The following is a 24557-nucleotide window of genomic DNA, read 5'->3' as shown; positions in this document are numbered from 1 at the left end:
GCGACCGGGCCGGGTCAGTTCATCCCGGCCGGGGCCGGGGGCGTGTCGGCGGCGGGCGGGGTCGCGGCCTGCTGGCGGGTGCGGTAGCCGTCCAGGAAGCTGCGGAACATGTCGATCTCCGCGATGCGGGACCGGATCGTCGCCGCATCGACCAGCCCCGCCGCCTCGTCCGGGCGGGTCAGCACGCGGAAGGCCGTGGCGTCCGCCGTCTTCTCCATCGCCGGGCCGAACTGGTCGCGGATCTGGCGCAGGCCGGCATCGTCCTGGGCGAGCGCCAGGGCCACGGCCCGGTTGATGACCAGCCGCGACTGCTCGGGCGCCAGCTCCGTTCCCGCAGCGGGGGGCGGACCGATCAGATCGGCCAGGGCGGCGGCGGCGGCCGGCCACTGCTTGTCGCGCCAGGCGACGTCGATGCGCAGCAGCTTGGCCGGGCGCGACCCGTCGGCGGCGAGCAGGCCCACCGCTTCCGATCCGCGCCCAAGATCGGCCAGGGCGCGGGCGCGGAGCAGCCTGCGTTCCTCCACCAGCGCGGCGGGCAGGTCCGGCATCTCGCTGGCGTCCAGCGTCGCCAGCGCCTTGTCCGGCTTGCTGTCCAGCAGCCGGATACCGGCCGCGCGGGTGCCGACCTGCGCCTTCTCCGTTCCGGCCAGCCGGTACTGCACCTGATGTTCCAGCAGCTCCGCCGCGCGGTCCAGCAGGTCGATCTCGACCAGCCGTTCCGCCAGCCGGCGGATCACGAGGTCGCCGTCGGGGCCGGGCGGGGTCAGCTCGCGGTACTGCTCGTAGAGCGCCAGCGCCTCCAGCGGCGGCATCGACGCCGCCCCGTCCTGGACGAACAGGTTGGCGAAGATCTCCGACATCCGCTTGGCGATCTCCGCCGCCTGCGGGCTGTCGGGATAGAGGGTGATGGCGCGCTTGAGCGTGTCGAAGGCGGCCGGGTACTGCTTCGCCAGGGCGTGGACCTCCCCCAGCCGCCGCTGGATCTCCAGCTCCAGGTCGTCGCCGCGCCAGGCGAAGCGCAGCTTCTCCATCTCCTCCGCCGCCTTCTCCGGAGGCAGCTTGCCGTTGGCGAGGCGCAGGTCGATCAGGTCCTTGGTGGCACGGGTCCTGTACAGCCGGTCGTTGGAGGCGGCCGCCTTCTCCCACGCATCCTCCGCCTTGCGCTCGTCGCCCTGCTTGTGCGCCAGTTCGCCCGCGAAATAATGGAAGGCGGCGGCGCGCGGGCCGTCGTCGGCACCGCGACGGTCCAGCCGGTCGATCAGCCGTCCCGCCGTGTCGAGATCGCCCTGGCGCAGCGCCGCATCCGCGGCGAGCAGGGCGAGCCGGGAGAAGAAGGGCTCCGGATAGTCGCGCAGCAGGCGCGCCTGCCGGGCGAACAGGGTCGCTGCCCGGTCCCACTCCCCCTTCTCCGCATGCGCGGCGGCCTGCCAGAGGTCGGCATCGGGCTCGCCCACCAGACTGCGCGAGGAAAGGTCGGCGATGGCGCCGTCCGGGTCGCCCGCCAACGCCCGCGCAGCACCGCGGACGGCCAGGAACTCGGCCCGGCGGTCCAGGTCGGGCTGTTCCTCCAGGATCAGGTCGAGCAGGCCCAGCGCCTCCGCCCCCCAGCCGTTGGCGAGGTAGAAACGGGCCAGTTTCAGGCGCTCGCGGCCACGGTTGCCCGGCGGAGCGGCCACCACCTCCTGCCACAGCGCCTGACGGCGCCGGATGTAGTTCTGCGGCGGCACCTGTCCCCAGGCCGCATAGTCGTAGAGCCGCTCCGGCTCCGCCGGAGGGGGCGGCAGGGCGGCGGCGATATCCTCCGGCGGGGAGAGGCGGAGGCCGCCGGGAATGGTGATCTCCACCCCCTCGCGCACCGGCTGCACCAGGAGCTGGTCGTTGACCGGGCGGACGACGATGCCCTGCGCCGAGGAGAGAATCTGCGCGTCGGCCAGACGCAGCGGCTCGGGCATGTTCTGCCCGGCCAGCGGAAGCGGCACGACCTTGAGGGTGTCCCCGACCACGGGATCGGTGAAGTCGATCACCCGGGCGGCGTCCGGGGTCTTCAGCACCAGCCGCGGCCCGAGCGCGAAATCCGGCTCCGCATCGACGGGAATACCGTCGCCGGGGGCGGGCTGCGCCTCCGGCCGGGCCAGGACGACGCGCCAGACCGTGCCCTCCTTCTCCACCCGCGGGGTCAGGATGACGGGGTGGGTGAAGCGGAAGCCGCCGCCGTCGGCATGGGTGACGGGTTCGATGGCGCCGGTCAGCCCGGGCACCGCCGCGGGAGCCGCGGCGGGCGGCACCGGACGGTCGAACAGAATGTAGAGCCAGCCGGCCCGCTCGAACACGGCCGCCGCCGTCGGGGCCTGCGGATCGAAGGCGACGATGACGGGGGCCGCCTCGACCGCCGCCACGGGCTCGGCGGGCGACGGAGGGGCGGGTGCCGGAGGGGTGGCCGGCGGCGCTCCGGCCGGAGCCGGCGCGGGCTGGGCCGGCACAGGTTGGGCAGGTGCGGGCTGTGACGGTACGGGCTGGGTGGGCGCGGGCTGTCCCCCTGCCGGCGGGGTTCCGGCGGGCGTGCCGGCCTGGGCCGCGGCCCGCTGCTGGCTGAGCTGCCAGAGCGGTTCTCCCTCCGCCTTCCGGCGTTCCTCCTCCATCCGCGCCTCCATCCCCCGTGGACGGGCAGCGGGCGCGGCAGCCGACGGTGCCGGCTTCGGGGCTTCCCTGGCCGGCCGGGCGCCGGCGGGCTGGTCGGCCGGCGGTGTGGTCGCCGGCGGTGTGGCGGGCGGCGCAGCGGCAGGTGGCGTCTCCGCGACGGCCGGGGCAGCCGCCGCGGGCGACGGGCCGGCGATGTCCACCACGACACGGGCGCCGCTGCGGAAATCCTTCAGCGTGGCGTCGGCGGCGACAGTGAAGCGGACGGCAAGGCCGGGCGTATCGGAAACCTGGGTCAGCCCCTGCACCCGGGGGGGATTGATCCGGCGGGCCTGGGCGAAGTCGGCCCGCGCGGCACGGTCGAACCGCAGCATCACCTGCGTTCCATCCCGCTCGACGCGGTAGCCGACATCGGACGGCCAGTCGAACACCAGCCGGGTATAGCCGGGATGGATGCCGGCCCGGACAGCCACACGCGGCACGGCAGCCGGAGCCGTGGCGGGCGCCTGTTGCGCCGGAGGCTGGGCCTCCGGCCGGGCCGGCTGGGCGAACGCCTCCGTTCCGGCCAGCAGCGCGAGCACGGACGCCAGGGTCGTCAGCCGCTCGTGCAACGGGGGCCGCCGCATCACCGCGCCCCCCCGTGCTCGGCCACGATCACGTCCACCCGGCGGGCGAGGCGCATCCGCTCCGCCACCGGCAGAAACGGTGCCGTTTCCGGGAACTGGGCGTCGGCCTGTCCGCGCACGGTGATGGCGCGGAGATAGCCCGCACCGTGCAGGGCGTCCGCGACCGCCTGGGCACGGGCCAGCGACAGTTCCCAGTTCGACGGCCAGCGGCTGCCCGCGGGCCGCGGATCGGTATGCCCCACCACCTCCAGCGCGTTGCCGATGTTGCCCGCCACGCCCCCCAGCACGAACAGCGCCTTTCGCCCCGCGGGCGACAAGGCGGCGTCACCGGGAGCGAACAGCAGGTCGGCCGGCAGCGCCAGCACCAGCCGGCCGTCGCGCCGGGTGATGAGGACCTGCGCCAGCTCGGGATGGTCGGCCATCTGCGTCTCGAAGACCCGGCCGAGATAGCCGAGATCGATCGCCTTTTCCCGGTTCAGCCCATCCACGTTGAAGGCCGCCTCCGGGGCCGCCTGCCCGTCGGCCCGCACGGCACGGTCGCCATGCAGCCCGCCGGCAAGGGCGCGGTAGCGCGGGTCGGCGGGGTCTGACATGGCGTAGAGCATGACAAAGAAGGTCAGCATCAGGCAGACCAGATCCGTGAAGCTCACCAGCCAGGCCCGTCCGGACGCGGTGTTCCGCGACGGCAGCAGGGCGAGCAGACGCATCCCGCCGCTCATGGCGCCGCACCCGCACCGGCGGAGAGGCGCACGGCCGGCGCCGCAGGATCATGGATGCGGAAGAGGAAGCGCAGCTCCCCCGCCGGGCGTCCCGGCTCGATCCCGATGGAGAGCGCCGCCGCGGGCGCGCCCTGATCGACCAGCCCGCGCGCCAGCGCTCCGGCGCGGGCGACCTCTGCCGGTGCAGGGCGGCGCACCGCATCACCGGGCGCGACCAGGGCATCCGTGCGAACCTGCACGCCCGAGGGCCGCGGTGCCAGCACGTCGGCGATGCGGTGGACCAGTCCCGCCCGCTCCGGCCGGAAAGCCAGGGTGCCGGGCGTGAAGAGATCGTCCGCGCCCAGCGTCACCACCAGGGTGCTCCCGTCGGCCGGAGCCTCCACCTTGGCAAGCGGGATCTCTGCCTGGAACAGGTCGCCCAGGTCACGCAGCGCGCGCGACGCCTCCGCCAGCGCCGCCTCCCGGTCACGGTCGCCCTGGCGACCGCTGAGGCTGGTCCGCAACGAGAAGGCGCGGTCCACGCTCTCCAGCACCTGACCGGCCCGTCGCTCATCGTAGCTGGCAAGGGAGGTCAGCAGGATGAAGAAGGCGAGCAGAAGGATGAACAGGGCAAGGTAGAGCAGCATGCCGCCGCCCCCGTCGTCCTGATCCGCGGCGTGGTCGCCCCCGGACAGCATCAGCGCCGGTCCCGGTCAGTCGAACAGGCTGTCGATGAAGGACTGGTCCACGCCCTGGCCGGAGAGCTGCGGCCCGTGCAGCAGGAACTTGTCCTCGTCGTCCTTCTTCACTTCCTCGACCACGTTGGGATGGCGGCGCTGCACCTCCTCCCCGAAGGCCAGCAGCAGCGCCTCGACCTTCGCCTCGATGTGCTTGAGCGCGCGCACGACCTTGGAGATGCGCTGGCCCGTGATGTCCTGGAAGTTGCACGCCTCGTAGATGCCGGTGGTGATCATCATCAGCCGGTTCGAGACCTCGCCCGGCACCTCGCCCGACATGGCCATGATCTGGTCGCAGGCATCCATGATCCGGTTGGTCGCCTCCTCCGTGTGGCCGACGACGGCATCCAGCTCGTCCGTGGCGCGGGGGATGTGCTCCTCGTGGATGTCGGCCGGCCGGATGGCCGCGATTTCCTTCTTGGCGTTGTTGATGTAGCGCGCCAGCGCCTCCAGCTCGGAATAGAGCTTCACCTCCGTCTGGCTGATGTCGCCGCCCATGGAGGCGACGACCGAGGAGACGATCTCGGCGACCTCCTCACGGGTCAGTGGCTGGCCGGCCTGGGTACGGGCGGAGTCCAGGCGCTCCTGGAGAACTGGGTCGGAAGCACGGATCATGGATCACCTCACCCAAGCGCGGTAACGGCCCGCGCGGCCATGCGGATCATACGGATACGGGACAGAAGCCTGCGGACGCACATCGCGGTCACTCCGGCAGGCTGGGCAGTTTCTTGCGGTCGGCCAGCATGATCGTCACCTCCTGCGCCCGCTTGGGGTCCATGGAGGCGAGGATCGGTGCCGCCTTGGTTTCCTTCATGCGGCTGAGCACGTTCAGCAGCACGGTGTCGTCCAGCGCCTCGAAGATGGCGGCGGCCTCCTTCGGCTTCATCGTCTCATAGATCTTGACGATGCTGTCGAGCTGGGCCTGCTGCTCCTCGTTCACGGTCCGCAGCAGGGCCTGGATCTCCCCGCGCAGGGTCTGAAGCTCGCCGATCTTCTGGTCGAGGCGCTGCTCCGCCACCTGCAACAGCGCCTCCCGCTGGTCTAGGCCGCGCGAGCGCTGGTCGAGCTGCTCCCGCCGGTCCTGGAGGCGCTGGAGGATCTCCAGCTCCGACGGCGTGAAGGTCTGGCCCGGCGGGGCCGAGGGCGCCTCGGGGGCGGCCGGCGGGGCGGACTCCGGGGCAGCCGGCTGTGCCGCTCCCTGCCCGGCCGTCTCCGCCGGCTTCGCCTGCCCGTTGTCGGCAACCTGGGTGCGGGTCTCCCGCGGCAGGCCGCCCGCCGTGCCGGGATCGGCGACGGAGGACGCGATCTCCGGAAAGGCGGTGCCGGAGGCGACGGAGGTCCAGATGTCCACGACCCGCGCCCCCAGCAGCAGGACCGCGGCGAAGATCGTCAGCGGCAGCAGCCGGAAGCGGGAGAACAGGCTGCGCGGCGGCGGCTTCGGCGCCGCCGCCGGCTTCGCCACGCGGCGCGGCGCGGCCTTGGCGCGGGCCGGCGGCGGTGGAGCGGATGAGCGGGAGAGCGGGGCAGAGGTCATTGCCGCATGTTCTCCAGCGCCTGCAACAGCTCACGTTCCGCCTTGGAGCGCGGTTCCGTGCCGGCGGCCGGGGCCGGTGCGGGGGCGGTCGGCATCGGGGACGGCATGGCAGGGGCGGGCATCGGTTCGTCCGCCGCGGCCGACGGTGGCACCGGACGGGGCTGGGGCGGCCGGGGCTGCGCCGGACGCGGCGGCATGGCGACGGGGGCCGGCGCCGGCGCGGGGCGGACGGCCGCCGACGGCGTGGCGGCGGGGGCGATGGCCTGCCGGGCGCGGCCCGAGACCACCTCCAGCCGGTTGGCCAGCCCGTCGGCCGCCTGCACGATGATCTCCAGCTCTTCCTTCAGGGTCTGGGCGCGGTCCAGCAGGGACTGGAGCTGCTCGCCGGATTCGCCGGCGGCCTTGCGCATGCCGCGCACGCTGGCGTCGGCCTGGGCCGTCGCCTCGGCGAAGCCCTTGACCAGCCCCTCCAGCTCGGCCCGGCTGTCCTTGACGGCGGAGAGCTGTCGGTTGAGGCGGACGGCGTAGACGATGGTGGCGACCAGGAGCCCGATCACGACCACGTCCAGCAGCAGGGAAACAAGGCCAGACATCATGGCTGCTGCTCCGGCTTGGGGGCTTCACGGTCGATGCGCACGGCGATGTTGCCGCCCTTGCGGCCCATGCGGCCGAGGAACATGGGAACGTCGCCGCAGCGCAGTTCGATGGTGTCGTCCGGCGCCACGTTCAGCAGCACGCGGCTGCCGATGCGCCAGTTCAGGACGTCGTAGAGGGACAGGGTGATTTCGTCGAGCACGGCGGAAAGATGCACGTCGGTCATCCACAGCTCACTGGCGAGGTGCGTCTCCCAGATGCTGTCACGGCCGAATTTCTCACCCATGAACATCTGGAGCAGCAGCTCGCGTACCGGCTCCAGCGTCGCATAGGGGATCAGCAGTTCCAGACGGCCGCCGCGGTCCTCCATGTCGATGCGCAGCTTCACCAGCACGGCGGCGTTGGCCTGACGCGCGATGGTGGCGAAGCGGGGATTGGTCTCCAGCCGGTCGAAGCGGAAGGTGACGGGCGACAGCGGATCGAAGGCGGCGGACAGGTCGGAGAGCACGACATGGACCATGCGCTCGACCAGATTGCGCTCGATGGTCGTGTAGGGCCGCCCCTCGATGCGCATCGCCGCGGTGCCGCGCCGGCCGCCCAGGAGCACGTCCACGATCGAGTAGATCAGCGCCGAATCGATGACCATCAGGCCATAATTGTCCCACTCCTCCGCCTTGAAGACGGCCAGCATCGCAGGCAGCGGAATGGAGTTCAGGTAATCGCCGAAGCGCACCGAGCTGATCTGGTCGAGCGACACCTCCACGTTGTCGGAGGTGAAGTTGCGCAGGCTGGTGGACATCATGCGCACGAGGCGGTCGAAGACCACCTCCAGCATCGGCAGGCGTTCGTAGTTGACGAGCGCCGAGTTCACCAGCGCCATCACGCCGGTGTTGTCGCCGTCGCCGGCGCCGTCCCGGTCGAAGCCGAGCAGGCTGTCGATCTCGTCCTGGTTCAGGACGCGGGTGGCCCCGCCCCCGCCGCCCATCTCGCCGAAGCTGTCGTCGCCACCGCCGCCGCCCTCATCTGCGAGGGCGGCCCACTCGGCAGCCATACGCTCTTCTTCGCTAAGCTCCGGACCCGCCATGGTTACCCCTCGCCCCCCGGCATCACTGTACCAGAATTTCCTGGATCAGCACGTCCTGCACGCGTGTGGGGTAGGCCGCGGTGTTGACCCGCATCAGGAGTTCTTCGCGCAGACGGTAGACGCCGGCAGACCCGTTCAGGTCGTCCACCCGCAGCTCACGCAGATAGACCTGGAAGGTGTCGGTGATGCGCGGCAGCACCGCGGTCACGGCCGGCACGTCCAGGGCCGAGCACAACTCCAGCTTGATGTTGAGCTTCAGGAACTGCGGGCGCCGTTCCTTGGTGTTGAGATTGACCAGCACGTCGGGGAAATCGACGAAGGCCGGCGGTCCCTTGCATTCGGCGGGCGGGGCGGCATGCGTCTCCTCCTCCTCGGCGTGCTCGTCCTCCCCCTTGTGGAGGATGCCGGAGAAGACGACGCCGGCAGCCGCGGCGCCGATCACGAGGATCGGCAGCACGATGAAAAGGACGATCTTCTTGCCGCTGAGCTTCTTGCGCGGGAGTTCCTGTTCGGTTCCGCCGCCATCCGTTTCGATGGCCGTCATGGCGCCCTCGTCCCCTCCTGGCCCCGATACGCGCGTCCCCGCCTCCGGGGAAAATCGCGTACCACAAAAGACCGCGCACCCGCGCGGTAACCCGTTTTAATCATGGGGTGGTTAACAAGGGCTTTCAACAATTTCCGGGCCCCTGCTGCGAAGAAGTATGAGGCGGGAGACCGCCCCCGTCGCCACCGGCACCTTCCGCCCGCCATCCCTGACGCGCGGAGCATCAGCATAGGGGCCGATGGTAGCGGAACCGTTACAGTGCGGGGACGGCCACGCCGACTCCGCCGCCATTGTGCATCGCAGCTTAACCGACCCCGCCGTTGGTGGTAGGCTTCCCCGGCCCAGGGTCCCCGCGAGGGGCTGGATCATCGAGGGGGACGGGCATGGGAATCCACGTCGCGCTGAACCACCGGACGGTCTACCGGTACGACAGGCGGATTTCCCTGGGGCCGCAGATCGTGCGGCTGCGCCCGGCGCCGCACTGCCGGACGCCGATCCTCTCCTACTCGCTGAAGGTCACGCCGAAGCAGCACTTCCTGAACTGGCAGCAGGACCCGCAGTCGAACTGGCTGGCGCGCTTCGTCTTCCCGGAAAAGACGACCGAGTTCACGCTGGAAGTGGATCTGGTGGCCGACATGGCGGCCCTGAACCCGTTCGACTTCTTCCTGGAGCCGCAGGCCGAACGCTTCCCCTTCACCTACGAGCCCTGGCTGCACCGGGAGCTGCGCCCCTTCCTGGAAACGGAAGAGCCGGGGCCGCGGCTGACCCGACTGCTCGCCGGCATCGACCGGTCGAGCCAGCCGACGGTGGGCTTCCTGGTCGGGCTGAACCAGCGGCTGCAAGAGGCGATCCGCTACGTCATCCGGCTGGAGCCGGGCGTGCAGAGCTGCGAGGAGACGCTTGAGCGGGGCAAGGGCTCCTGCCGCGACAGCGCCTGGCTGCTGGTGCAGGTGCTGCGGCATCTGGGGCTGGCCGCCCGCTTCGTCTCAGGCTACCTGATCCAGCTCACCCCCGACGTGAAGCCGCTGGAGGGGCCGGAGGGACCGTCGGCCGACTTCACCGACCTGCACGCCTGGACCGAGGTCTACCTGCCCGGCGCCGGCTGGATCGGGCTGGACCCGACCTCCGGCCTGCTGGCGGGCGAAGGGCACATCCCGCTGGCGGCGACGCCGGACCCGGCCAGCGCCGCCCCCGTCGCCGGGGGGCTGGACGCCTGCGAGGTATCGTTCGAGCACCACATGCAGGTGACCCGCATCCGCGAGGAGCCGCGGGTCACGCGCCCCTACGCGCCGGAGCAGTGGGCCGCCATCGACGCGCTGGGCCGCCGGATCGACCGCGATCTGGCGGAGGGCGACGTGCGCCTGACCATGGGCGGCGAGCCGACCTTCGTCTCCATCGACGACATGGACGGGCCGGAATGGACGGTGGCGGCGCAGGGACCGACGAAGCGGCTGCTGGGCGGCGACCTGATCCGCCGGCTGAAGACCCGCTTCGGCCCCGGCGGTGTGCTGCATTTCGGCCAGGGCAAGTGGTATCCGGGCGAGAGCCTGCCGCGCTGGGCCTTGCAGCTCTGGTGGCGGCGCGACGGCGACGCGCTGTGGACCCACGCCGAGTACCAGGCCGACGAGCGCCGCGACTACGGCTTCGGCCTGGCCGAGGCCGAGCGCTTCATGGCCGCACTGGCCGCACGGCTGGGCGTCCCGGCGGACTACGCACGGGCGACCTACGAGGACCCCTGGCACTTCATCCGCCAGGAGCGGGCGCTGCCGGTGAATGTCGATCCCGCCGACTCCCGCCTGGACGATCCGGAGGAGCGGGCGCGGCTGGCGCGGGTGTTCGAGCGCGGTCTCGACACCCCCATCGGCTTCGCCCTGCCGCTGAACCGCCGGCACGAGGCGCACGGCCCTGTCTGGCTGTCCAGCCCGTGGCCGACGCGCAGCGACCGGCTGTTCCTGGTGCCCGGCGACAGCCCCGTGGGCTACCGGCTGCCGCTGGGCAGCCTGCCCTGGGTGGACCCTGACGACCGCCCCTGGTCCTGGGAGCAGGACCCGTTCGACGACCGCGGGCCGCTGCCGCCGCACGTCGATCTGGCCCAGCGCGCCGAACTGAAGGGCCGGACGGAGCCCGTCCACCGCGGCGGCCCCGGCCGCATGGCCGATGTGCGCGACGCTGACGGGCGCAACCGAGATCGGGCACCGGAGGACCGCGCCCCGGACCGGGGCGAGAGCGCCTGGTGGGTGGTGCGGACGGCCCTGTGCGTGGAGCCGCGCGACGGGCGCCTCTATGTCTTCCTGCCGCCCACCAGCGTCCTGGAGGACTGGGTCGAGCTGCTGGCCGCCGTCGAGGCGACGGCGGTGGCGCTGGACCTGCCGGTGGTGCTGGAAGGCTATCCGCCGCCGAAGGACCCGCGCCTGAACGGCATCGCCGTGACGCCGGACCCCGGCGTCATCGAGGTCAACATCCACCCCGCCCACGACTGGGACGAGCTGGCCCGGACCACGACGGCGCTCTACGAGGATGCGCGGCAGAGCCGGCTGGGCACGGAGAAGTTCGCCCTGGACGGCCGGCATGTCGGCACCGGCGGCGGCAACCATGTCGTCGTCGGCGGGGCGACGCCGGCGGACAGCCCGTTCCTGCGCCGGCCGGACCTGCTGCGCTCGCTGCTGACCTACTGGCAGAACCACCCCGCCCTGTCCTACCTGTTCTCCGGCCTGTTCATCGGGCCGACCAGCCAGCATCCGCGGGTGGACGAGGCCCGGCACGACAGCCTGTACGAGCTGGAGATCGCCTTCGGCGTGCTGGACGGGGCCGGGCCGGGCTGCCCGCCCTGGCTGGTGGACCGGGCACTGCGGCACCTGCTGGTGGACGTGCAGGGCAACACCCACCGCACCGAGTTCTGCATCGACAAGCTCTATTCGCCGGACAGTTCCAGCGGCCGGCTGGGCCTGCTGGAGCTGCGCAGCTTCGAGATGCCGCCGCACGCGCAGATGAGCCTGGTGCAGCAGTTGCTGCTGCGCGCGCTGATCGCCTGGTTCTGGCGCGAGCCCTGGCGGGCCCGGCTGGTGCGCTGGGGCACGGAGCTGAACGACCGCTGGATGCTGCCGCATTTCGTGATCCAGGACATGCAGGACGTGGTGGCCGACCTGCGCGCCGCCGGCTACGGCTTCGAGGAATCCTGGTTCGCGCCGCACACCACCTTCCGCTTCCCGGTGATCGGGCAGGTCAGCCACCGCGGCCTGACGCTGGAACTGCGCACGGCGCTGGAGCCCTGGCATGTCCTGGGCGAGGAGCCGGGCGGCGGCGGCACCGTGCGCTATGTGGACAGCTCGCTGGAACGGGTGCAGGTACGCCTGACCGGAGCCCCGGGCGAGCGCTACACCGTCGCCTGCAACGGCCGCCGGGTGCCGCTGCGCCCCACCGGCACGGAGGGCGAGGCCGTGGCCGGCGTGCGCTTCCGCGCCTGGCAGCCGCCCAACTGCCTGCACCCGACGATCGGGGTCCATGCCCCCCTGGTCTTCGATATCCTGGACACCTGGACGGGCCGGTCGATCGGCGGCTGCACCTACCATGTGGCGCATCCGGGGGGACGCAACTTCACCACCTTCCCGGTCAACGCCAACGAGGCGGAGGGACGGCGGCTGGCGAGATTCTTCCCGTTCGGGCACACGCCGGGGCCGATGAGCGTTCCCACCGGGACGCCGAACCCCGACTTCCCCCTGACACTGGATCTCCGCCTTGGCTGATCCCGCCGCGATGCCGCCCCAGGTCGCCGTCTCCCGCCCGGAGGCGCAGCCGTCGCTGTTCGGGGAGGCCGACGCGCTGGGCTACGAGGGCTGCGGCCCCGTCTGGGACGAGATGGTCACCGGCACCGGCCGGCTGCGTCCGCACTGGCAGGGTTTCTTCTCCGCGCACGGCCCGTTCGCGCCGGAGGTGATGGGGCAGCGCTGGGAGGCGGCGCGGCGGCTGCTGTTCCAGAACGGCGTGACCTACAACCTGTACGGCGATGGCGGCGACGCCCAGGGGCACGAACGGCCCTGGCCGCTGGACCCGATCCCGTTGCTGCTGCCGGCGGAGGAGTGGCGCGCCATCGCCGCCGGCGTGGTGCAGCGCGCCCGCCTGCTGGAAGCCGTGCTGGCCGACCATTACGGCGGCCAGTCCCTGGTGCGCGATGGCATCATCCCGGCCGCCCTGCTGCATGCCGATCCCGGATTCCTGCGCGCCTGCCACGGGGTGGAACCGCCCGGCGGGGTTCGGCTGGCGCTCTATGCCGCCGATCTGGTGCGCGGCGGCGACGGCGTCTGGCGCGTTCTGGCCAGCCGCACCCAGTCGCCCACCGGAGCCGGCTACGCGCTGGAGAACCGGGTCATCCTGAGCCAGACGCTGCCGGACGCCTTCCGCGCCTGCAACGTGGACCGGCTGGCCCCCTTCTTCGAGGCGCTGCGCGACACGCTGGTGCAGATCGCCCCCCGCGCCTCCGGCCCCGACGGGACGCCGCGGGCCGTGCTGCTGACCCCCGGCCCCCTGAACGAAGCCTATTTCGAGCACGCCTACCTGGCCCGCCACCTGGGCCTGACCCTGGCCGAAGGCGCGGACCTGACGGTGCGCGACCAGGCCGTCTACCTGAAGACCCTGTCCGGGCTGGAACGGGTGGACGTGATCCTGCGCCGGGTGGATGACGGCTTCTGCGATCCGCTGGAACTGCGCGCCGACAGCGCGCTGGGCGTGCCGGGACTGCTGGAGGCGGTGCGGGCCGGCAGCGTGGCCGTGGCCAACGCGCTGGGCTCGGGCCTGACGGACAGCCCCGCCCTGATCCCCTGGATGCCGGCCCTGTGCCGGCATCTGCTGGGCGAGGATCTCAGCCTGCCGGACGTGCCGACGCTCTGGGCCGGGGAGCCGGGGCAGCGCCGCGAGATGCTGGAGACGCTGGAGCGGCTGTCGCTCCGCCCCGCCTTCTCCGCCCTGCCCGGCCGCCCGGTGCTGGGCAGCGAGCTGGACCGGACCCGGCGCGCGGCACTGGCCGGCCGTATCGATGCCTGCCCCGTCCGCTGGGTCGGGCAGGCCATCGCCCCGCCCTCGACAGTGCCGGTCTGGCGCGACGGCAAGGTGGAGGCGCAGCCGCTGGTGCTGCGCGTCTTCGCCTGCGCCACCGGCGCGGACTGGACCGTGATGCGCGGCGGGCTGGTGCGCATCTCCGCCGATCCCCGCCACCCCTCCGTCTCCTTGCAGGAGGGCGCCGGCGCCAAGGACGCCTGGGTCGTCGGCTCCGGCCCGGATACGGGCGGTCGCCGCCGCAACCAGGTGCCGGAGGCCGGGCAGCGGGAACCGGCGCCCGTCTCCGGTAGCCTGCCCAGCCGCGCGGCCGACCACCTGTTCTGGCTGGGCCGCTATGCCGAGCGGGCCGATGCCCGGGTGCGGGTGCTGCGCGCGGCGGCGGCCCGGCTGGTGGATGAGGACCGGCCCGGCGCCACGGAGGAGCTGCTGCCGCTGCTGCGCCTGATGGGCTGGATCGGGCTGGTGCCGACGGCGATCGCCGCCCTGCCGCCGGCGGACAGCGCCCGCGGCATCCGCCAGTCCATCGAGATCGCCTTCGACCCGGCCAACCCCGGCGGGCTGCGCGCGGCGCTGGACCGGCTGCGCCGCGCCGCCGTCGGCGTGCGCGACCGGCTGCCGCCGGAACTGTCGCGCGTGCTGGCCCAGCTCGACACGCTGACGGCCGACGCCCCCGGCGGCGGGCTGGCCGCCGCCATGCTGCGGCTGGACGATCTGGCGACGGCGATGGCGGCGCTGGCCGGGCTGGAGCAGGACGGCATGGTGCGCAGCCCCGGCTGGCGCTTCCTGGTGCTGGGCCGCCGGCTGGAAAGGGCGATCGGCATCGCCGCGGGGTTGCGCGGCACCGGGCTCCTGACCGGAAGCACGGCCCCGCACCCGGCCCTGGCCGTGCTGCTGGAACTGGCGGCCTCGGGCGGGGAATACCGCGCCCGCTTCCCCGCCGGGCTGCGGGTGGCGCCGGCCCTGTCGCTGCTGCTGGCCGAGTCCGACCATCCGCGCTCGCTGCTCTACCAGCTCGACGCCGTGGCGGCGCAGCTGGTCTCCCTGCCCCGCGCGGAGACGGAGCAGGAGGGCCGGCCGCCGGTGGAAACCGCGCTGGGCCTGCTGCACGACCTGCTGTTCCAGGCGATGCGCGAGGACGCCGGCCGCGACCCGGCCGTGCTGCTGCATCTGGTGGAGCGGCTGGACACCGCCCTGCCGCAGATCTCCGACCTGATCTCCCAGGCCTATTTCAGCCATGCCTTCGCCCGTGCCACCTGACGCGCCCGCCCCGGGCGCCGCTGCCGCTGCCGTGCGCTACCGCTGCCGGCACGTCACCCGCTACGCCTATGGCGAGCCGGTGACCTCCTCCCAGCTCCTGGCGCATCTGGCCCCCCGGCCGCATCCGCGGCAGACGGTGCAGGGCGCGGCCCTGGTCCTGGCGCCGCAGCCGGCCGTGGCCGTGGAGCGGCTGGACTGGTTCGGCAACCCGGTGACCTATGCCGCCGTGCAGACGCCGCACCGGGACCTGACCGTCACCGCCGAGCTGGAGGTGGAGGTGCGCGTCCCCGCCCCGTCCGACCCGGCCCTGACCCCGGCCTGGGAGGTGGTGCGCGACGCCGCCCCAGCCCTGCCGGAGACGGCGGAGTACCTCTATGCCAGCCCGCGCGTGCCGGCCCCGGACGAAGCGCTGGCCGGCTTCGCCCTGCCGAGCTTCCCTGAGGCGCGGCCGGTCGCCCTGGCCTGCCTGGACCTGATGCACCGGATCAACGCCGACTTCGCCTTCGACCCGACGGCGACGACGGTCAGCACGCCGGTGCGGCAGGTGCTGGCGCAGCGCCGCGGCGTCTGCCAGGACTTCGCGCATCTGATGATCGGCGCCCTGCGCGCCCTGGGGCTGCCGGCCCGCTATGTCAGCGGCTATCTGCGCACCGACCCGCCGCAGGGGGCGCCGTCCTGGCGCGGGGCTGCGGCGGGCCATGCCTGGGTGCAGGCGTGGTGCGGAACCGCTGACGGCTGGCTGGACCTGGACCCGACCAACGACGTCACCGCCGGGCTGGACCATGTCACGCTGGGCTGGGGCCGCGACTATGACGATGTCTGCCCGCTGCGCGGCGTCATCCTGGGCGGCGGGATGCACACGCTGACGGTGGAGGTGCGGGTGGAGCCGCTCTCAGCCGCCGGCTGACGCCGTCCCGGCCAAGCTCCCGGCCCAGCCGGCGAGCGCGTCGCGCACCCCGACCCTGCCGAACCCCGCCATGTAGGCCGCCGTCGCCGGCAGATAGACGGCCTTGTGCCGCGCCCGCCACGCCGCGAACGACCAGGCTTCCGCCTCGATCCGCAGTGTATCGGCGCTGGTGCAGACCAGAGCGGTGACCGGGCCGTCGCGCCGGCAGCGCACGGTGTGGTCGCGCAGGATCTGGTGCAGCCCCTCGAAATACTGCACCCGCTCGCACTCCCCGGCCGAGCGGAGCGGCAGCAACAGGCCCGCCACCGCTCCGCCCGGATCGGGAACGACAGCCGGATAGACCTCTCCCGCCACGCGCACGCGCCGATGGTCCGGCAGGACGGCCGGCCGCGCCTCCGCGTCCGGGCTCGCGCGCCCGAGCACGAGCGCGCGCACCTCCGCATCCATCAATGTCCCGAAGGCGAAGAGCAGCATGAGGGGAAGCGTAGCAGGTGCTGCCTCCGCCGGGGAAGGTCCGCCCGTCTGCACAGCCCCGAAAGGCTATATGATTGATACGATCTATCGGTTGTGTTATCCGGAAGAGGCAAACTCACCCCACAACCGACCGAGGGAGCGACGCATGCCCTATGTTCTGGCACCGGGGGCGAATGCCCAGGCCATCGCGGAACGGGAGTACGCCTCCGATCCGCAACAGGTGATGTTCACCGCCTTCACCTCCTGCATCGGGGTGCTGTCGCTGCGCAACGGGCAGGTGACGGGCGTCCACCTCTCCATCTCGGCGCCGGACGGGTCGCTCTTCGACAATGCCGCCGCCGACCAGGTGGTGGCCGCGGTCGGCGCCTGGCAGCAGATCAAGGTGATCGGGCAGATCGCCTTCTGGGAGAACCCGGCCAACGGGGTCAGCGCGGCCTTCGCCTACCTGATCCAGCAGCTCAACGTGCCGCAGGACGATCTCTATCCGCTGGCCGACGGCACCTATGGCGGGGAGAACGACAACGGCACGCTGGAGCTGACCTACTGATGCGCTTCCGCGGCCGGCGCCGCCGCCTCACGCCGCCTTGAGGCGGTCGACGAAGGCGGCGACGGCGGCGCGGAGCTGGGCCACCTCGTCGGCCAGTTCACCGGCGGCGCCGACGACCTGCCCGACATGCCCGCCGGTATCCCGCGCCGCGGCGGCCACCTCGGAGATGGTGGCGGACACGGCGCGGGTGCCGTTGGAGGCATCGGTGACGTTGCGGGCGATCTCCCGCGTTGCCGCATCCTGCTGTTCCACCGCGGCGGCGACGCCGGCCGCGATCTCGTTCAGCCGGTCCATGGTGCCGCTGATCTGGCCGATGGCAGTGGCGGCTTCCGTCGCCACGGCCTGGATGGCGGCGATCTGCTGGGTGATCTCCTCCGTCGCGCGGGAGGTCTGGTTGGCGAGGCTCTTGACCTCGCCGGCCACCACCGCGAAGCCCTTGCCCGCCTCCCCGGCCCGCGCCGCCTCGATCGTCGCGTTAAGCGCCAGCAGGTTCGTCTGCGAGGCGATGGAGCCGATCAGGTTCACCACCTCCCCGATGCGGCTGGCGGCATCGTTCAGGCCGGCCACGGTCCGGTTGGTGCGCCGGGCGTCCTCCGTGGCGACCTCCGCCATGCGGCTGCTCTCCGCGACGCGGGCGGTCAGCTCGCGGATGGTGGCGGCAAGCTGCTCGGCGGCGGCGGCCACGCTCTCCACCCCGGCGGCGGCCTGCCCGGCGGACTGCGAGACGGCCTCCGTGCGGGAGCCGGTCCGGCGCACGAGATCGCCCATGGCGGTGGCACTGTCCCGCATGCCCTGGGCCGATCCGGCCACCCGGTCGATCAGGCCGCCGACCTCCGACTGGAAGCGGTTGCCGACGCCGGCGAGGGCCGTGCGCCGCTCCTGGCTGGCGCGCGCGTCCGCCTCGGCCTGGCGGCTGGACAGCTCGGCCATGCGGCGGGTGTTCTCCTCGGCCTTGGCGATGGCCTCGTCAGACTGGTGCAGCAGCCGGCGCAGCGTCCGGGTCACCCAGATCAGCATGCCGCATTCCAGCACCACGATCAGGGCATGCAGCAGGACGCGGGACAGCCGGGCGCCGTCGGGGAAGACGGCGTAGGGCATCACGAAATTCAGGGTCAGATGGTGAACCGCCGTGACCGCCGCCGCCACCAGGATCACCCGCCAGTCGCAGTAGACGGCCAGCATGGCGAAGACGGCGAAGAAGTACATGTGCAGGTCGATCTGCCAGGGGCCGGCCGCCTTCGCCACCAGGAGCGCGACCATGCCCACCATGCCGACGGCCACCATGAAGCTGGTCGCCTCCCCGTCGCGGTCGCGCAGCAGGGTCAGCGTCACCGCGGCGGCGATCAGGGCCGCCAGCGCCTCATGCCCCCAGCCGCCGGTGCCGTTCAGCCAGCCGACCAGCATCAGGACCGGCAGATGCGCCCAGAGGGCGCCCGTGAAGAGGCGGTTGCCGATCCGGCGGAGCCGGAGAAATTCGGTGTCGGTGGCCATCAGGCGTCCCATCCCTCGGTTCAAGCTTGCTCCGCCGCCCGGCATCCGCCGGCGGCGATCGGGTCCAGCAGTAGAAGAAGACCGGCCGCATGCAGCCGCGCGGCCAGTCCCGGCCGGTCGGAGCGCACCACCCAGATGAAGGGGGCGCCGCCCGCGCGGACGGCCACGGCATCCGCCGCTTCCAGCGCCGCGAACCGGCCTGCGGCCGTGCTCCACGGGCTGAAGACGACCGCGACTTCCGCCGCGTCGGGTGCAGGACCCGCCGATACGAGCGCGATCGCAGGCCAGGTGCAGAGAAGAAGCGCCAGGGCGGGAAGGAATGTTCGCACGATCGCGGGGTCACATGCCGATGCCGGGTTCAACCATCCGGGTTGAAATGACACCGCCCCCACGGAAGGAAAGCAGCACCATGCCTGACCAAATGGATAGGGCATGGTCCGCCGGTTCTATTGAAATTCTCCTAATGAAAACCCCCGGATCGGCCGATCCGGGGGCGGGTAAACTTTGAAAGGGCAGTTTGAAAGATCATGCCGCCTGGGTGGTAACAAGACGGTTCTGTTCGCGGGTCTTCATGAAACGGATCTCGGGGAAATCCTCCTGCGCCCGGTTGAGCTGCCAGCCGTTACGGGCGAGGTAGACCAGCGCCCCGTCATGGTCCTCGGCCAGATCGGCGCGGCGGCTGTCCACGAAGGACTTCAGCTTCACCGGATCGTCGCATTCCACCCAACGGGCGCTGTCGTAGCCGGCCGTCTCGAACCGGGCCTTCAGGTCGTATTCCGCGTGGAGCCGGGCGGCCAGCACCTCGAACTGCAACGGGCCGACGACGCCGACCACCCAGTCCGCCCCGACCAGCGGCTTGAAGACCTGGGACGCCCCCTCCTCCGCGAAGTGCTCCAGCGCCTTGCGCAGGTGCTTCACCTTCATGGGATCGTCCAGGCGCACGCGCTGCAACAGTTCGGGCGCGAAGCTGGGAACGCCGGTGTAGCGCAGCTCCTCCCCCTCGGTCAGGGTGTCGCCGATGCGCAGCGTGCCGTGGTTGGGGATGCCGATGATGTCGCCGGGGAAGGCGTCCTCGGCCAGTTCGCGGTCGCGGGCCAGGAACAGCACGGCGTTGTTCACCGCCAGCAGCTTGCCCGAGCGCATGTGTTTGAGCTTCGTGCCGCGCCGGAAATGGCCCGAGCAGAGGCGGAAGAAGGCGATGCGGTCGCGGTGGTTGGGGTCCATGTTGGCCTGGACCTTGAAGACGAAGCCGGTGACCTTGCCCTCTTCCGGATCGACGGCGCGGCCGTCGGCCTTCTGCGGCCGCGGCGGCGGCGCATACTCGGCCAGCCCCAGCAGCAGCTCGCGCACGCCGAAATTGTTGATGGCGGAGCCGAAGAAGACCGGCGTCTGGTGACCGGCGCGGTAGGTCTCCAGGTCGAAGGGCGGGCAGAGGCCGCGGATCATCTCCACGTCCTCGCGCAGCTTCGCCGCCAGATCGGCGGGGACCAGCTCGTCGATCCTGGGATCGTCCACGCCCGTGCAGACGATGCCTTCGGAGGCGACGTCGCCCTGCCGCCGGTCCATCAGGATCAGCCGGTCGCGGATCAGGTCGTAGCAGCCCTTGAACTCCGAGCCCGAGCCGATCGGCCAGGAGGCGGGCGTCACCTCAAGCTGGAGGTCGCTCTCGATCTCGTCCATCAGCTCGAACGGGTCGCGCGCCTCACGGTCCATCTTGTTGACGAAGGTGGCGATAGGCACGTCGCGCAGGCGGCAGACCTCGAACAGCTTGCGGGTCTGGCTCTCGATGCCCTTGGCCGCGTCGATCACCATGACCGCGCTGTCCACGGCCGTCAGCGTCCGGTAGGTGTCCTCGGAGAAGTCCTCGTGGCCCGGCGTGTCCACCAGATTGAAGGTACGGCCGGCATAGTCGAAGTTCATCACCGAGGCGGTGACGGAGATGCCGCGCTCCCGCTCCACCTTCATCCAGTCCGAGCGCGCGCGCCGCTGCTCGCCGCGCGCCTTCACGGCGCCCGCCATCTGGATGGCGCCGCCGAACAGCAGCAGCTTCTCGGTCAGGGTGGTCTTGCCGGCGTCCGGGTGCGCGATGATCGCGAACGTGCGGCGCTTGCGGACCTCTTCCTCAAGGATGTTGGCGGGCATGGGGACGCTCTGGGTCGGTTCTCATGGCGCGGATACCGCGCAGTGATCTAGCCGATGCGTCCGGAAATTCGAAGCCCCGGAACGCTGGGACTCCGGAAATCCGGACCCGCACCGCCGGCCGGGGGGCGACGGGGGCGGCACGGGCCGCCCCCGGAACGCGCCTGCGTCAGGCCGGGCGACGGCGGCTCAGCGGCGCCGAGCCGGCATCCTGGCGGAAGCTCCGGGCCGGACGGTCGCTGTGGCCGCGTTCCCCGTGGGGGCGGTGCTCGCCATGCGGACGGTCACCCCGCGGCCGGTCGTTGCGGAACCGCTCGCCCTGGGGACGGTCGCCATGGGGACGCTCCCCGAAGGAGCGCTCGCCGTGGGGCCGGTCACCCTGGGGACGGTCGCCGCGCGGCCGATCCCCGAAGGCGCGGTCCCCGTGCGGACGGTCGCCCTGCGGGCGATCCCCGAACGGACGGTCCCCGAAGGGTCGGTCACCCTGGGGACGGTCGCCGTCGCGGCGCTCGCCCCAGGGGCGGTTGCCGCGGTAGCCACCGCCCCCGCCATTGCCGCCGCCGAAGCCGCGACCCTTGAAGCCCGGCTTGCCGCCACCCGGCCGGCCCTTGTTGAAGCCGCCCGGCCGGCGCTCCGGCTCGGGCATCGGCTCCAGGCCCGGCAGGACATGCATGTCGGCTGCCTTGTTGGTGTAGGCCTCGATGGCGCGGACCTGCCGCCACTCCATGCGGGTGAACAGGCTGTAGCTGACGCCGCTGGCCCCCGCCCGGCCGGTGCGGCCGATGCGGTGGACATAGTCCTCGGCCTGCTTCGGCAGGTCGAAATTGATGACATGGGTCAGGTCGGCGATGTCGATGCCGCGGGCGGCCACGTCCGTCGCCACGATGACGTTGATGCGCCCGTCGCGCAGCCACTGGACGACGCGGTTACGGTCGCGCTGCTGCATGTCGCCGTGCAGCGGCATCGCCTTGTGGCCCTTCTCCGACAGGGTATCGGCCAGCCGGTCGGCGTCCAGCTTGGTGGCGATGAAGACGATGCCCTTGCCGAACTCCTCCCCGGACAGCAGGTTCTCAAGCAGCTTGTGCTTGTGCTCCAGCCCGTCGGCGCGCAGCCAGCGCTGCTCCACCTGGGCGGTGACGACGGCCTTGCCGGCCACGTCGATGCGCACCGGGTCGCGGGTCAGGGTCTGGGCCAGCCGTTCCGCCGTGCGGTCCAGCGTGGCGGTGAACAGCAGGGTCTGCCGCTCCGCCGGGCAGGCGGCGGCGATGAACTCCACGGCCTCGCGGAAGCCCATGTCGAGCATCCGGTCGGCCTCGTCCAGCACCAGGACCTCCACGCCCGACAGGTCCAGCCGGCCGCGCTCCATGTGGTCCATCAGGCGACCGGGGGTGGCGACGATCAGGTCCACGCGCCGGCGCAGCATCTCAAGCTGCTGCCGGTAGGGCATGCCGCCCAGGATCGTGCCGGTCTGGATGCGGCCGAACTTGGAGAGGTTGCGCACGCTCTCCAGCACCTGTGAGGCCAGCTCGCGGGTCGGGGTCAGGACCAGGACGCGCGGCCCCCACGCCGCCTCGGCCCGGGCCGTGGTGGCGATGCGCTGCAAGGACGGCAGCACGAAAGCCGCGGTCTTGCCGGTGCCGGTGTTGGCGGAGGCGACAACATCACGGCCGGTCAGTGCCGCCGGCAGCGCCTGCTGCTGGATCGGCGTCGGCGTGGTGAAGCCAAGCTCCTCCACCGCCTTCAGGAGATGGGGAAGCAGACCGAGATCGGAAAAGGAAACGGAACCAGTCACGTCAACCATACCTTTCGAACAAGCGCCACCCCACCCGGACCAGGGACCCGGATGCGACGGCGCAGGACGGCGCCCGGCCGGATCCTACCGGACAGGTGCGCCGCGATTGCGCAAAGAGCGGCTCGGCTTGTTCGGAGAGCGAGGGACACGCCGCGCGGTGGCGGCGGACAGGCACGACCCGAAAATCTCGACGGGGCGATGCGGTGGCGCCGGTTACGGAAACGGAACGGCGCCGGGGCCCCTCAGCCACTCGGTGACGGCTTCATATGGCCCAAGCCGGCGGAGGATTCCAGTATTTTCCGCATACCGCGCCGGGTCGGACCGCGCAGGGCTGCATGTCGCCGGGCGCAGACGGCCCGCGCGACGCGGTTGCCGACAAGAACAGAACGAGTACAATCGGGCGCCTGGAACCGGAGACATGCGGAGAACGGGGATGTCCAGGCCGAGGGGGGACGCGCCGGAAAGCGATGCCGGCGCCGTGGTGACGGCGCTGTGGGAGGGCATGGCCAGCCACCGCTGGGACGCCGTGCGCCGGCTGGTGGCCGAGGAACTGGTGGTGGAATGGCCGCAGACGCGGGAGCGAATCCGCGGCGCCGACGCCTTCGTCGCGCTCAACCGCCGCGCGGCCGGCGGCCGGCGGGTCCAGCTCGGTGAGGTGGTCGCCAGCGGCGACCGCGCCGCGGCACGGGTCCGCATCACGACGGGGCGGGCGGTCCTGCTGTGCAGCGGCTTCTACCGGCTGCGCGGCGGCCTGATCGCGGAAGCCGTGGAAACCTTCGCCGAGTCCGTCAGCCCGCCGGGCGACCGTATCCATCTGGCGGAGCGGTATTAGGGAGCCCGCGGCCGCGCTTCCCGTCCCGCCCCGGGACGGCCAGAATGGCCGCCCCGCCCGGACCGCAGACAGGCCCCCGCGAAGAGGGCAACCGGGCGGCAGAACGACCAGGGAGCTTCCATGTCCACTGTCATGTCCGCTGTTCCGTCGCCCGTCCCCGCCGCCCCGCCGCGCCGGCGGTTCCGCGGCAGCCGCCTGCTGGCGGGGGCCGCGCTGGCCGGGCTGCTCGCCCTTGCCGGCACGCCATCCGCGCTGGCGCAGACCACCGCGCCACAGACCACCGCGCCACAGAGCACCGGGCCACAGCCGCCCCCTGCCCTGTCGGGGCCGGTGACCCTGATCCATGCCGGCACCCTGCTGGCCGTGCCGGGAGAGAAGCCGGTGACGCAGCAGACCATCGTCGTGCGCGACGGCAAGGTGGCGGAGATCCGCGCCGGATTCGCCCAGCCGGCGGACATCCAGACGCCGGACGCGCAGGTGGTGGACCTGCGCGATGCCTTCGTCCTGCCCGGGCTGATCGACAGCCATGTCCACATCATCTTCGAGCTGGGACCCGACAGCCAGCTCCGCAGCGTCACCGACGATCCGGAGCGGTCGATCCTGGACGGCACGGTGTTCGCCGAGCGTACCCTGATGGCCGGGTTCACCACCGTGCGCGATGTCGGCTCCAGCGCCCGCACGGGCGTGGCGCTGCGTGACGCCATTGCCGCCGGCAAGGTGCGCGGCCCCACCCTGCTGGTCGCCGGCCAGGGGCTGGCGGTCACCGCCGGGCACGGCGACATCAACGGCTTCAACGAGAAGGTGACGGAAGCGCTGTCCGACAGCCGCATCAATGTCTGCGACGGCAGCGACACCTGCCGCCAGGCCGTGCGCGAACAGGTGCGGCGCGGGGCCGATCTGATCAAGCTGTCCGCCACGGGCGGCGTGCTGAGCCAGATCGCGGCCGGCACCGGTCAGCAGATGTTCGATGACGAGCTGCGCTCCATCGTGGAGACGGCGCACCTGATGGGGCGCAAGGTCGCCGCCCACGCCCATGCGGCCGACGGCATCAACGCCGCCCTGCGCGCCGGCGTGGACAGCGTGGAGCACGGCAGCTACCTGGACGACGAATCGATCAGGCTGTTCCGCCAGACCGGCGCCTATCTGGTGCCCACGCTGCTGGCGGGAAAGACGGTGGTGGACATGGCGAACCGGCCCGGCGTCATGTCGCCGGCCGTCAAGCGCAAGGCCCTGACCGTGGGGCCGATGATGCAGCGGAACTTCGCCCGTGCCGCCAAGGCCGAGGTGAAGATCGCCTTCGGCACCGACAGCGGCGTCAGCGCCCACGGCATCAATGCGCAGGAGTTCAAGCTGATGGTGGAGGCCGGCCTGTCCCCGATGGACGCCATCCGGGCGGCGACGGTGAACGCCGCGGACCTGCTGGGCATCGCCGACCGCGCCGGCAGCCTGGAGCCCGGCAAGGATGCCGACATCATCGCCGTGTCCGGCAGCCCGCTGGAGAATGTGACAGCACTGGAAACGGTGGACTTCGTGATGCGCCGCGGCGCCGTCCACAAGATGGACGGCCGCCGCACCCCGTTCGAGCCGAAGGGCTGAGCGGGTCGGAAACGGC

At 72.1% G+C, this 24557-nt stretch carries 19 protein-coding genes; 6 read left to right on the top strand and 13 right to left on the bottom strand.

From position 1 onward, the window contains the following. Positions 1-14 precede the first annotated feature (14 nt). The 8 genes from ACFQPS_RS01425 to ACFQPS_RS01390 form a co-directional block, all read right to left on the bottom strand. Positions 15-3263, bottom strand: coding sequence for a tetratricopeptide repeat protein (locus tag ACFQPS_RS01425; protein ID WP_377355818.1), 3249 nt, complete (start codon positions 3261-3263; stop codon positions 15-17). Beyond that, entirely contained in the window at positions 3263-3970 is a 708-nt protein-coding gene (locus tag ACFQPS_RS01420) for an OmpA/MotB family protein (protein WP_377355817.1), read from the bottom strand. Before ACFQPS_RS01420 ends, ACFQPS_RS01425 begins: the two co-directional genes overlap by 1 nt. 8 nt (positions 3971-3978) lie before the next feature. Continuing rightward, positions 3979-4659, bottom strand: coding sequence for a flagellar motor protein MotB (locus ACFQPS_RS01415; RefSeq protein WP_377355815.1), 681 nt, complete (start codon positions 4657-4659; stop codon positions 3979-3981). A 15-nt stretch (positions 4660-4674) separates the two neighbouring features. After that, a complete protein-coding gene (locus tag ACFQPS_RS01410; RefSeq protein ID WP_377355813.1) occupies positions 4675-5313 on the bottom strand; it encodes a protein phosphatase CheZ in 639 nt (212 codons plus the stop codon). An 88-nt stretch (positions 5314-5401) separates the two neighbouring features. Beyond that, positions 5402-6232: a MotE family protein gene (locus ACFQPS_RS01405; protein WP_377355811.1), complete on the bottom strand. Its 831-nt coding sequence runs from the start codon at positions 6230-6232 to the stop codon at positions 5402-5404. After that, positions 6229-6828: a DUF6468 domain-containing protein gene (locus ACFQPS_RS01400; RefSeq protein WP_377355810.1), complete on the bottom strand. Its 600-nt coding sequence runs from the start codon at positions 6826-6828 to the stop codon at positions 6229-6231. The genes ACFQPS_RS01405 and ACFQPS_RS01400 overlap by 4 nt, the downstream gene beginning before the upstream one ends. Further along, the gene (gene fliM, locus ACFQPS_RS01395; RefSeq protein WP_377355809.1) at positions 6825-7910 is read right to left on the bottom strand and encodes a flagellar motor switch protein FliM; all 1086 of its coding nucleotides are present in this window, start codon (positions 7908-7910) and stop codon (positions 6825-6827) included. The genes ACFQPS_RS01400 and fliM overlap by 4 nt, the downstream gene beginning before the upstream one ends. Positions 7911-7932: 22 nt before the next feature. After that, on the bottom strand, positions 7933-8454 hold the full coding sequence (locus ACFQPS_RS01390) for a flagellar basal body-associated FliL family protein (RefSeq protein ID WP_377355806.1): 522 nt from the start codon (positions 8452-8454) through the stop codon (positions 7933-7935). A gap of 383 nt (positions 8455-8837) precedes the next feature. Here ACFQPS_RS01390 and ACFQPS_RS01385 point away from each other — a divergent pair, with 383 nt between their 5' ends. The 3 genes from ACFQPS_RS01385 to ACFQPS_RS01375 are packed head-to-tail and all read left to right on the top strand — an operon-like array spanning position 8838 to position 15670. Beyond that, on the top strand, positions 8838-12197 hold the full coding sequence (locus ACFQPS_RS01385; protein ID WP_377355805.1) for a transglutaminase family protein: 3360 nt from the start codon (positions 8838-8840) through the stop codon (positions 12195-12197). After that, positions 12190-14763 (top strand): circularly permuted type 2 ATP-grasp protein, encoded by a 2574-nt coding sequence (locus tag ACFQPS_RS01380; RefSeq protein WP_377355803.1) that lies wholly within the window; start codon positions 12190-12192, stop codon positions 14761-14763. Before ACFQPS_RS01385 ends, ACFQPS_RS01380 begins: the two co-directional genes overlap by 8 nt. After that, positions 14753-15670, top strand: coding sequence for a transglutaminase family protein (locus ACFQPS_RS01375; protein ID WP_377355801.1), 918 nt, complete (start codon positions 14753-14755; stop codon positions 15668-15670). The genes ACFQPS_RS01380 and ACFQPS_RS01375 overlap by 11 nt, the downstream gene beginning before the upstream one ends. Here ACFQPS_RS01375 and ACFQPS_RS01370 read toward each other — a convergent pair. Next, complete coding sequence (locus ACFQPS_RS01370) at positions 15656-16144, bottom strand: gamma-glutamylcyclotransferase family protein (protein WP_377355799.1); 489 nt, start codon at positions 16142-16144, stop codon at positions 15656-15658. The two genes, ACFQPS_RS01375 and ACFQPS_RS01370, sit on opposite strands and share 15 nt — an antisense overlap. Before the next feature lie 145 nt (positions 16145-16289). Here ACFQPS_RS01370 and ACFQPS_RS01365 point away from each other — a divergent pair, with 145 nt between their 5' ends. Then, positions 16290-16691 carry a hypothetical protein gene (locus ACFQPS_RS01365; RefSeq protein ID WP_377355798.1) on the top strand — a complete coding sequence of 134 codons (402 nt, stop codon included), beginning with the start codon at positions 16290-16292 and terminating at the stop codon, positions 16689-16691. Between the two features lie 27 nt (positions 16692-16718). Here ACFQPS_RS01365 and ACFQPS_RS01360 read toward each other — a convergent pair whose 3' ends face one another. The 4 genes from ACFQPS_RS01360 to ACFQPS_RS01345 all read right to left on the bottom strand — a co-directional run bounded on the left by ACFQPS_RS01360 (position 16719) and on the right by ACFQPS_RS01345 (position 22113). Then, positions 16719-18182, bottom strand: a complete 1464-nt coding sequence (locus ACFQPS_RS01360; protein WP_377355796.1) for a methyl-accepting chemotaxis protein — start codon at positions 18180-18182, stop codon at positions 16719-16721. 20 nt (positions 18183-18202) lie between these two features. Beyond that, a complete protein-coding gene (locus ACFQPS_RS01355; protein ID WP_377355794.1) occupies positions 18203-18511 on the bottom strand; it encodes a hypothetical protein in 309 nt (102 codons plus the stop codon). Between the two features lie 196 nt (positions 18512-18707). Then, entirely contained in the window at positions 18708-20324 is a 1617-nt protein-coding gene (locus ACFQPS_RS01350; RefSeq protein WP_377355792.1) for a peptide chain release factor 3, read from the bottom strand. A 166-nt stretch (positions 20325-20490) separates the two neighbouring features. Then, positions 20491-22113, bottom strand: coding sequence for a DEAD/DEAH box helicase (locus ACFQPS_RS01345; RefSeq protein WP_377355790.1), 1623 nt, complete (start codon positions 22111-22113; stop codon positions 20491-20493). Between the two features lie 433 nt (positions 22114-22546). On the opposite strand from ACFQPS_RS01345, the gene ACFQPS_RS01340 reads away from it, so the two are divergent. Next, complete coding sequence (locus ACFQPS_RS01340) at positions 22547-22945, top strand: nuclear transport factor 2 family protein (protein ID WP_377355788.1); 399 nt, start codon at positions 22547-22549, stop codon at positions 22943-22945. A 120-nt stretch (positions 22946-23065) separates the two neighbouring features. Then, the gene (locus ACFQPS_RS01335; protein WP_377355786.1) at positions 23066-24541 is read left to right on the top strand and encodes a metal-dependent hydrolase family protein; all 1476 of its coding nucleotides are present in this window, start codon (positions 23066-23068) and stop codon (positions 24539-24541) included. The last annotated feature ends 16 nt before the right edge of the window (positions 24542-24557 follow it).

The organism is Rhodocista pekingensis (genome assembly GCF_042665545.1).
Classification (GTDB): Bacteria; Pseudomonadota; Alphaproteobacteria; order Azospirillales; family Azospirillaceae; genus Rhodocista; species Rhodocista pekingensis.
The sequence above is the reverse complement of the archived record's forward strand: the minus strand, read 5'-3'. Positions and strand labels throughout refer to the sequence as shown.

Bases quoted from the DNA above. Each gene is read 5' to 3' on its own strand.
- ACFQPS_RS01425 (WP_377355818.1), bottom strand. From the start codon at position 3,263: ATGCGGCGGCCCCCGTTGCACGAGCGGCTGACGACCCTGGCGTCCGTG.
- ACFQPS_RS01420 (WP_377355817.1), bottom strand. From the start codon at position 3,970: ATGCGTCTGCTCGCCCTGCTGCCGTCGCGGAACACCGCGTCCGGACGG.
- ACFQPS_RS01415 (WP_377355815.1), bottom strand. From the start codon at position 4,659: ATGCTGTCCGGGGGCGACCACGCCGCGGATCAGGACGACGGGGGCGGC.
- ACFQPS_RS01410 (WP_377355813.1), bottom strand. From the start codon at position 5,313: ATGATCCGTGCTTCCGACCCAGTTCTCCAGGAGCGCCTGGACTCCGCC.
- ACFQPS_RS01405 (WP_377355811.1), bottom strand. From the start codon at position 6,232: ATGACCTCTGCCCCGCTCTCCCGCTCATCCGCTCCACCGCCGCCGGCC.
- ACFQPS_RS01400 (WP_377355810.1), bottom strand. From the start codon at position 6,828: ATGATGTCTGGCCTTGTTTCCCTGCTGCTGGACGTGGTCGTGATCGGG.
- fliM (WP_377355809.1), bottom strand. From the start codon at position 7,910: ATGGCGGGTCCGGAGCTTAGCGAAGAAGAGCGTATGGCTGCCGAGTGG.
- ACFQPS_RS01390 (WP_377355806.1), bottom strand. From the start codon at position 8,454: ATGACGGCCATCGAAACGGATGGCGGCGGAACCGAACAGGAACTCCCG.
- ACFQPS_RS01385 (WP_377355805.1), top strand. From the start codon at position 8,838: ATGGGAATCCACGTCGCGCTGAACCACCGGACGGTCTACCGGTACGAC.
- ACFQPS_RS01370 (WP_377355799.1), bottom strand. From the start codon at position 16,144: ATGCTGCTCTTCGCCTTCGGGACATTGATGGATGCGGAGGTGCGCGCG.
- ACFQPS_RS01365 (WP_377355798.1), top strand. From the start codon at position 16,290: ATGCCCTATGTTCTGGCACCGGGGGCGAATGCCCAGGCCATCGCGGAA.
- ACFQPS_RS01360 (WP_377355796.1), bottom strand. From the start codon at position 18,182: ATGGCCACCGACACCGAATTTCTCCGGCTCCGCCGGATCGGCAACCGC.
- ACFQPS_RS01350 (WP_377355792.1), bottom strand. From the start codon at position 20,324: ATGCCCGCCAACATCCTTGAGGAAGAGGTCCGCAAGCGCCGCACGTTC.
- ACFQPS_RS01340 (WP_377355788.1), top strand. From the start codon at position 22,547: ATGTCCAGGCCGAGGGGGGACGCGCCGGAAAGCGATGCCGGCGCCGTG.
- ACFQPS_RS01335 (WP_377355786.1), top strand. From the start codon at position 23,066: ATGTCCACTGTCATGTCCGCTGTTCCGTCGCCCGTCCCCGCCGCCCCG.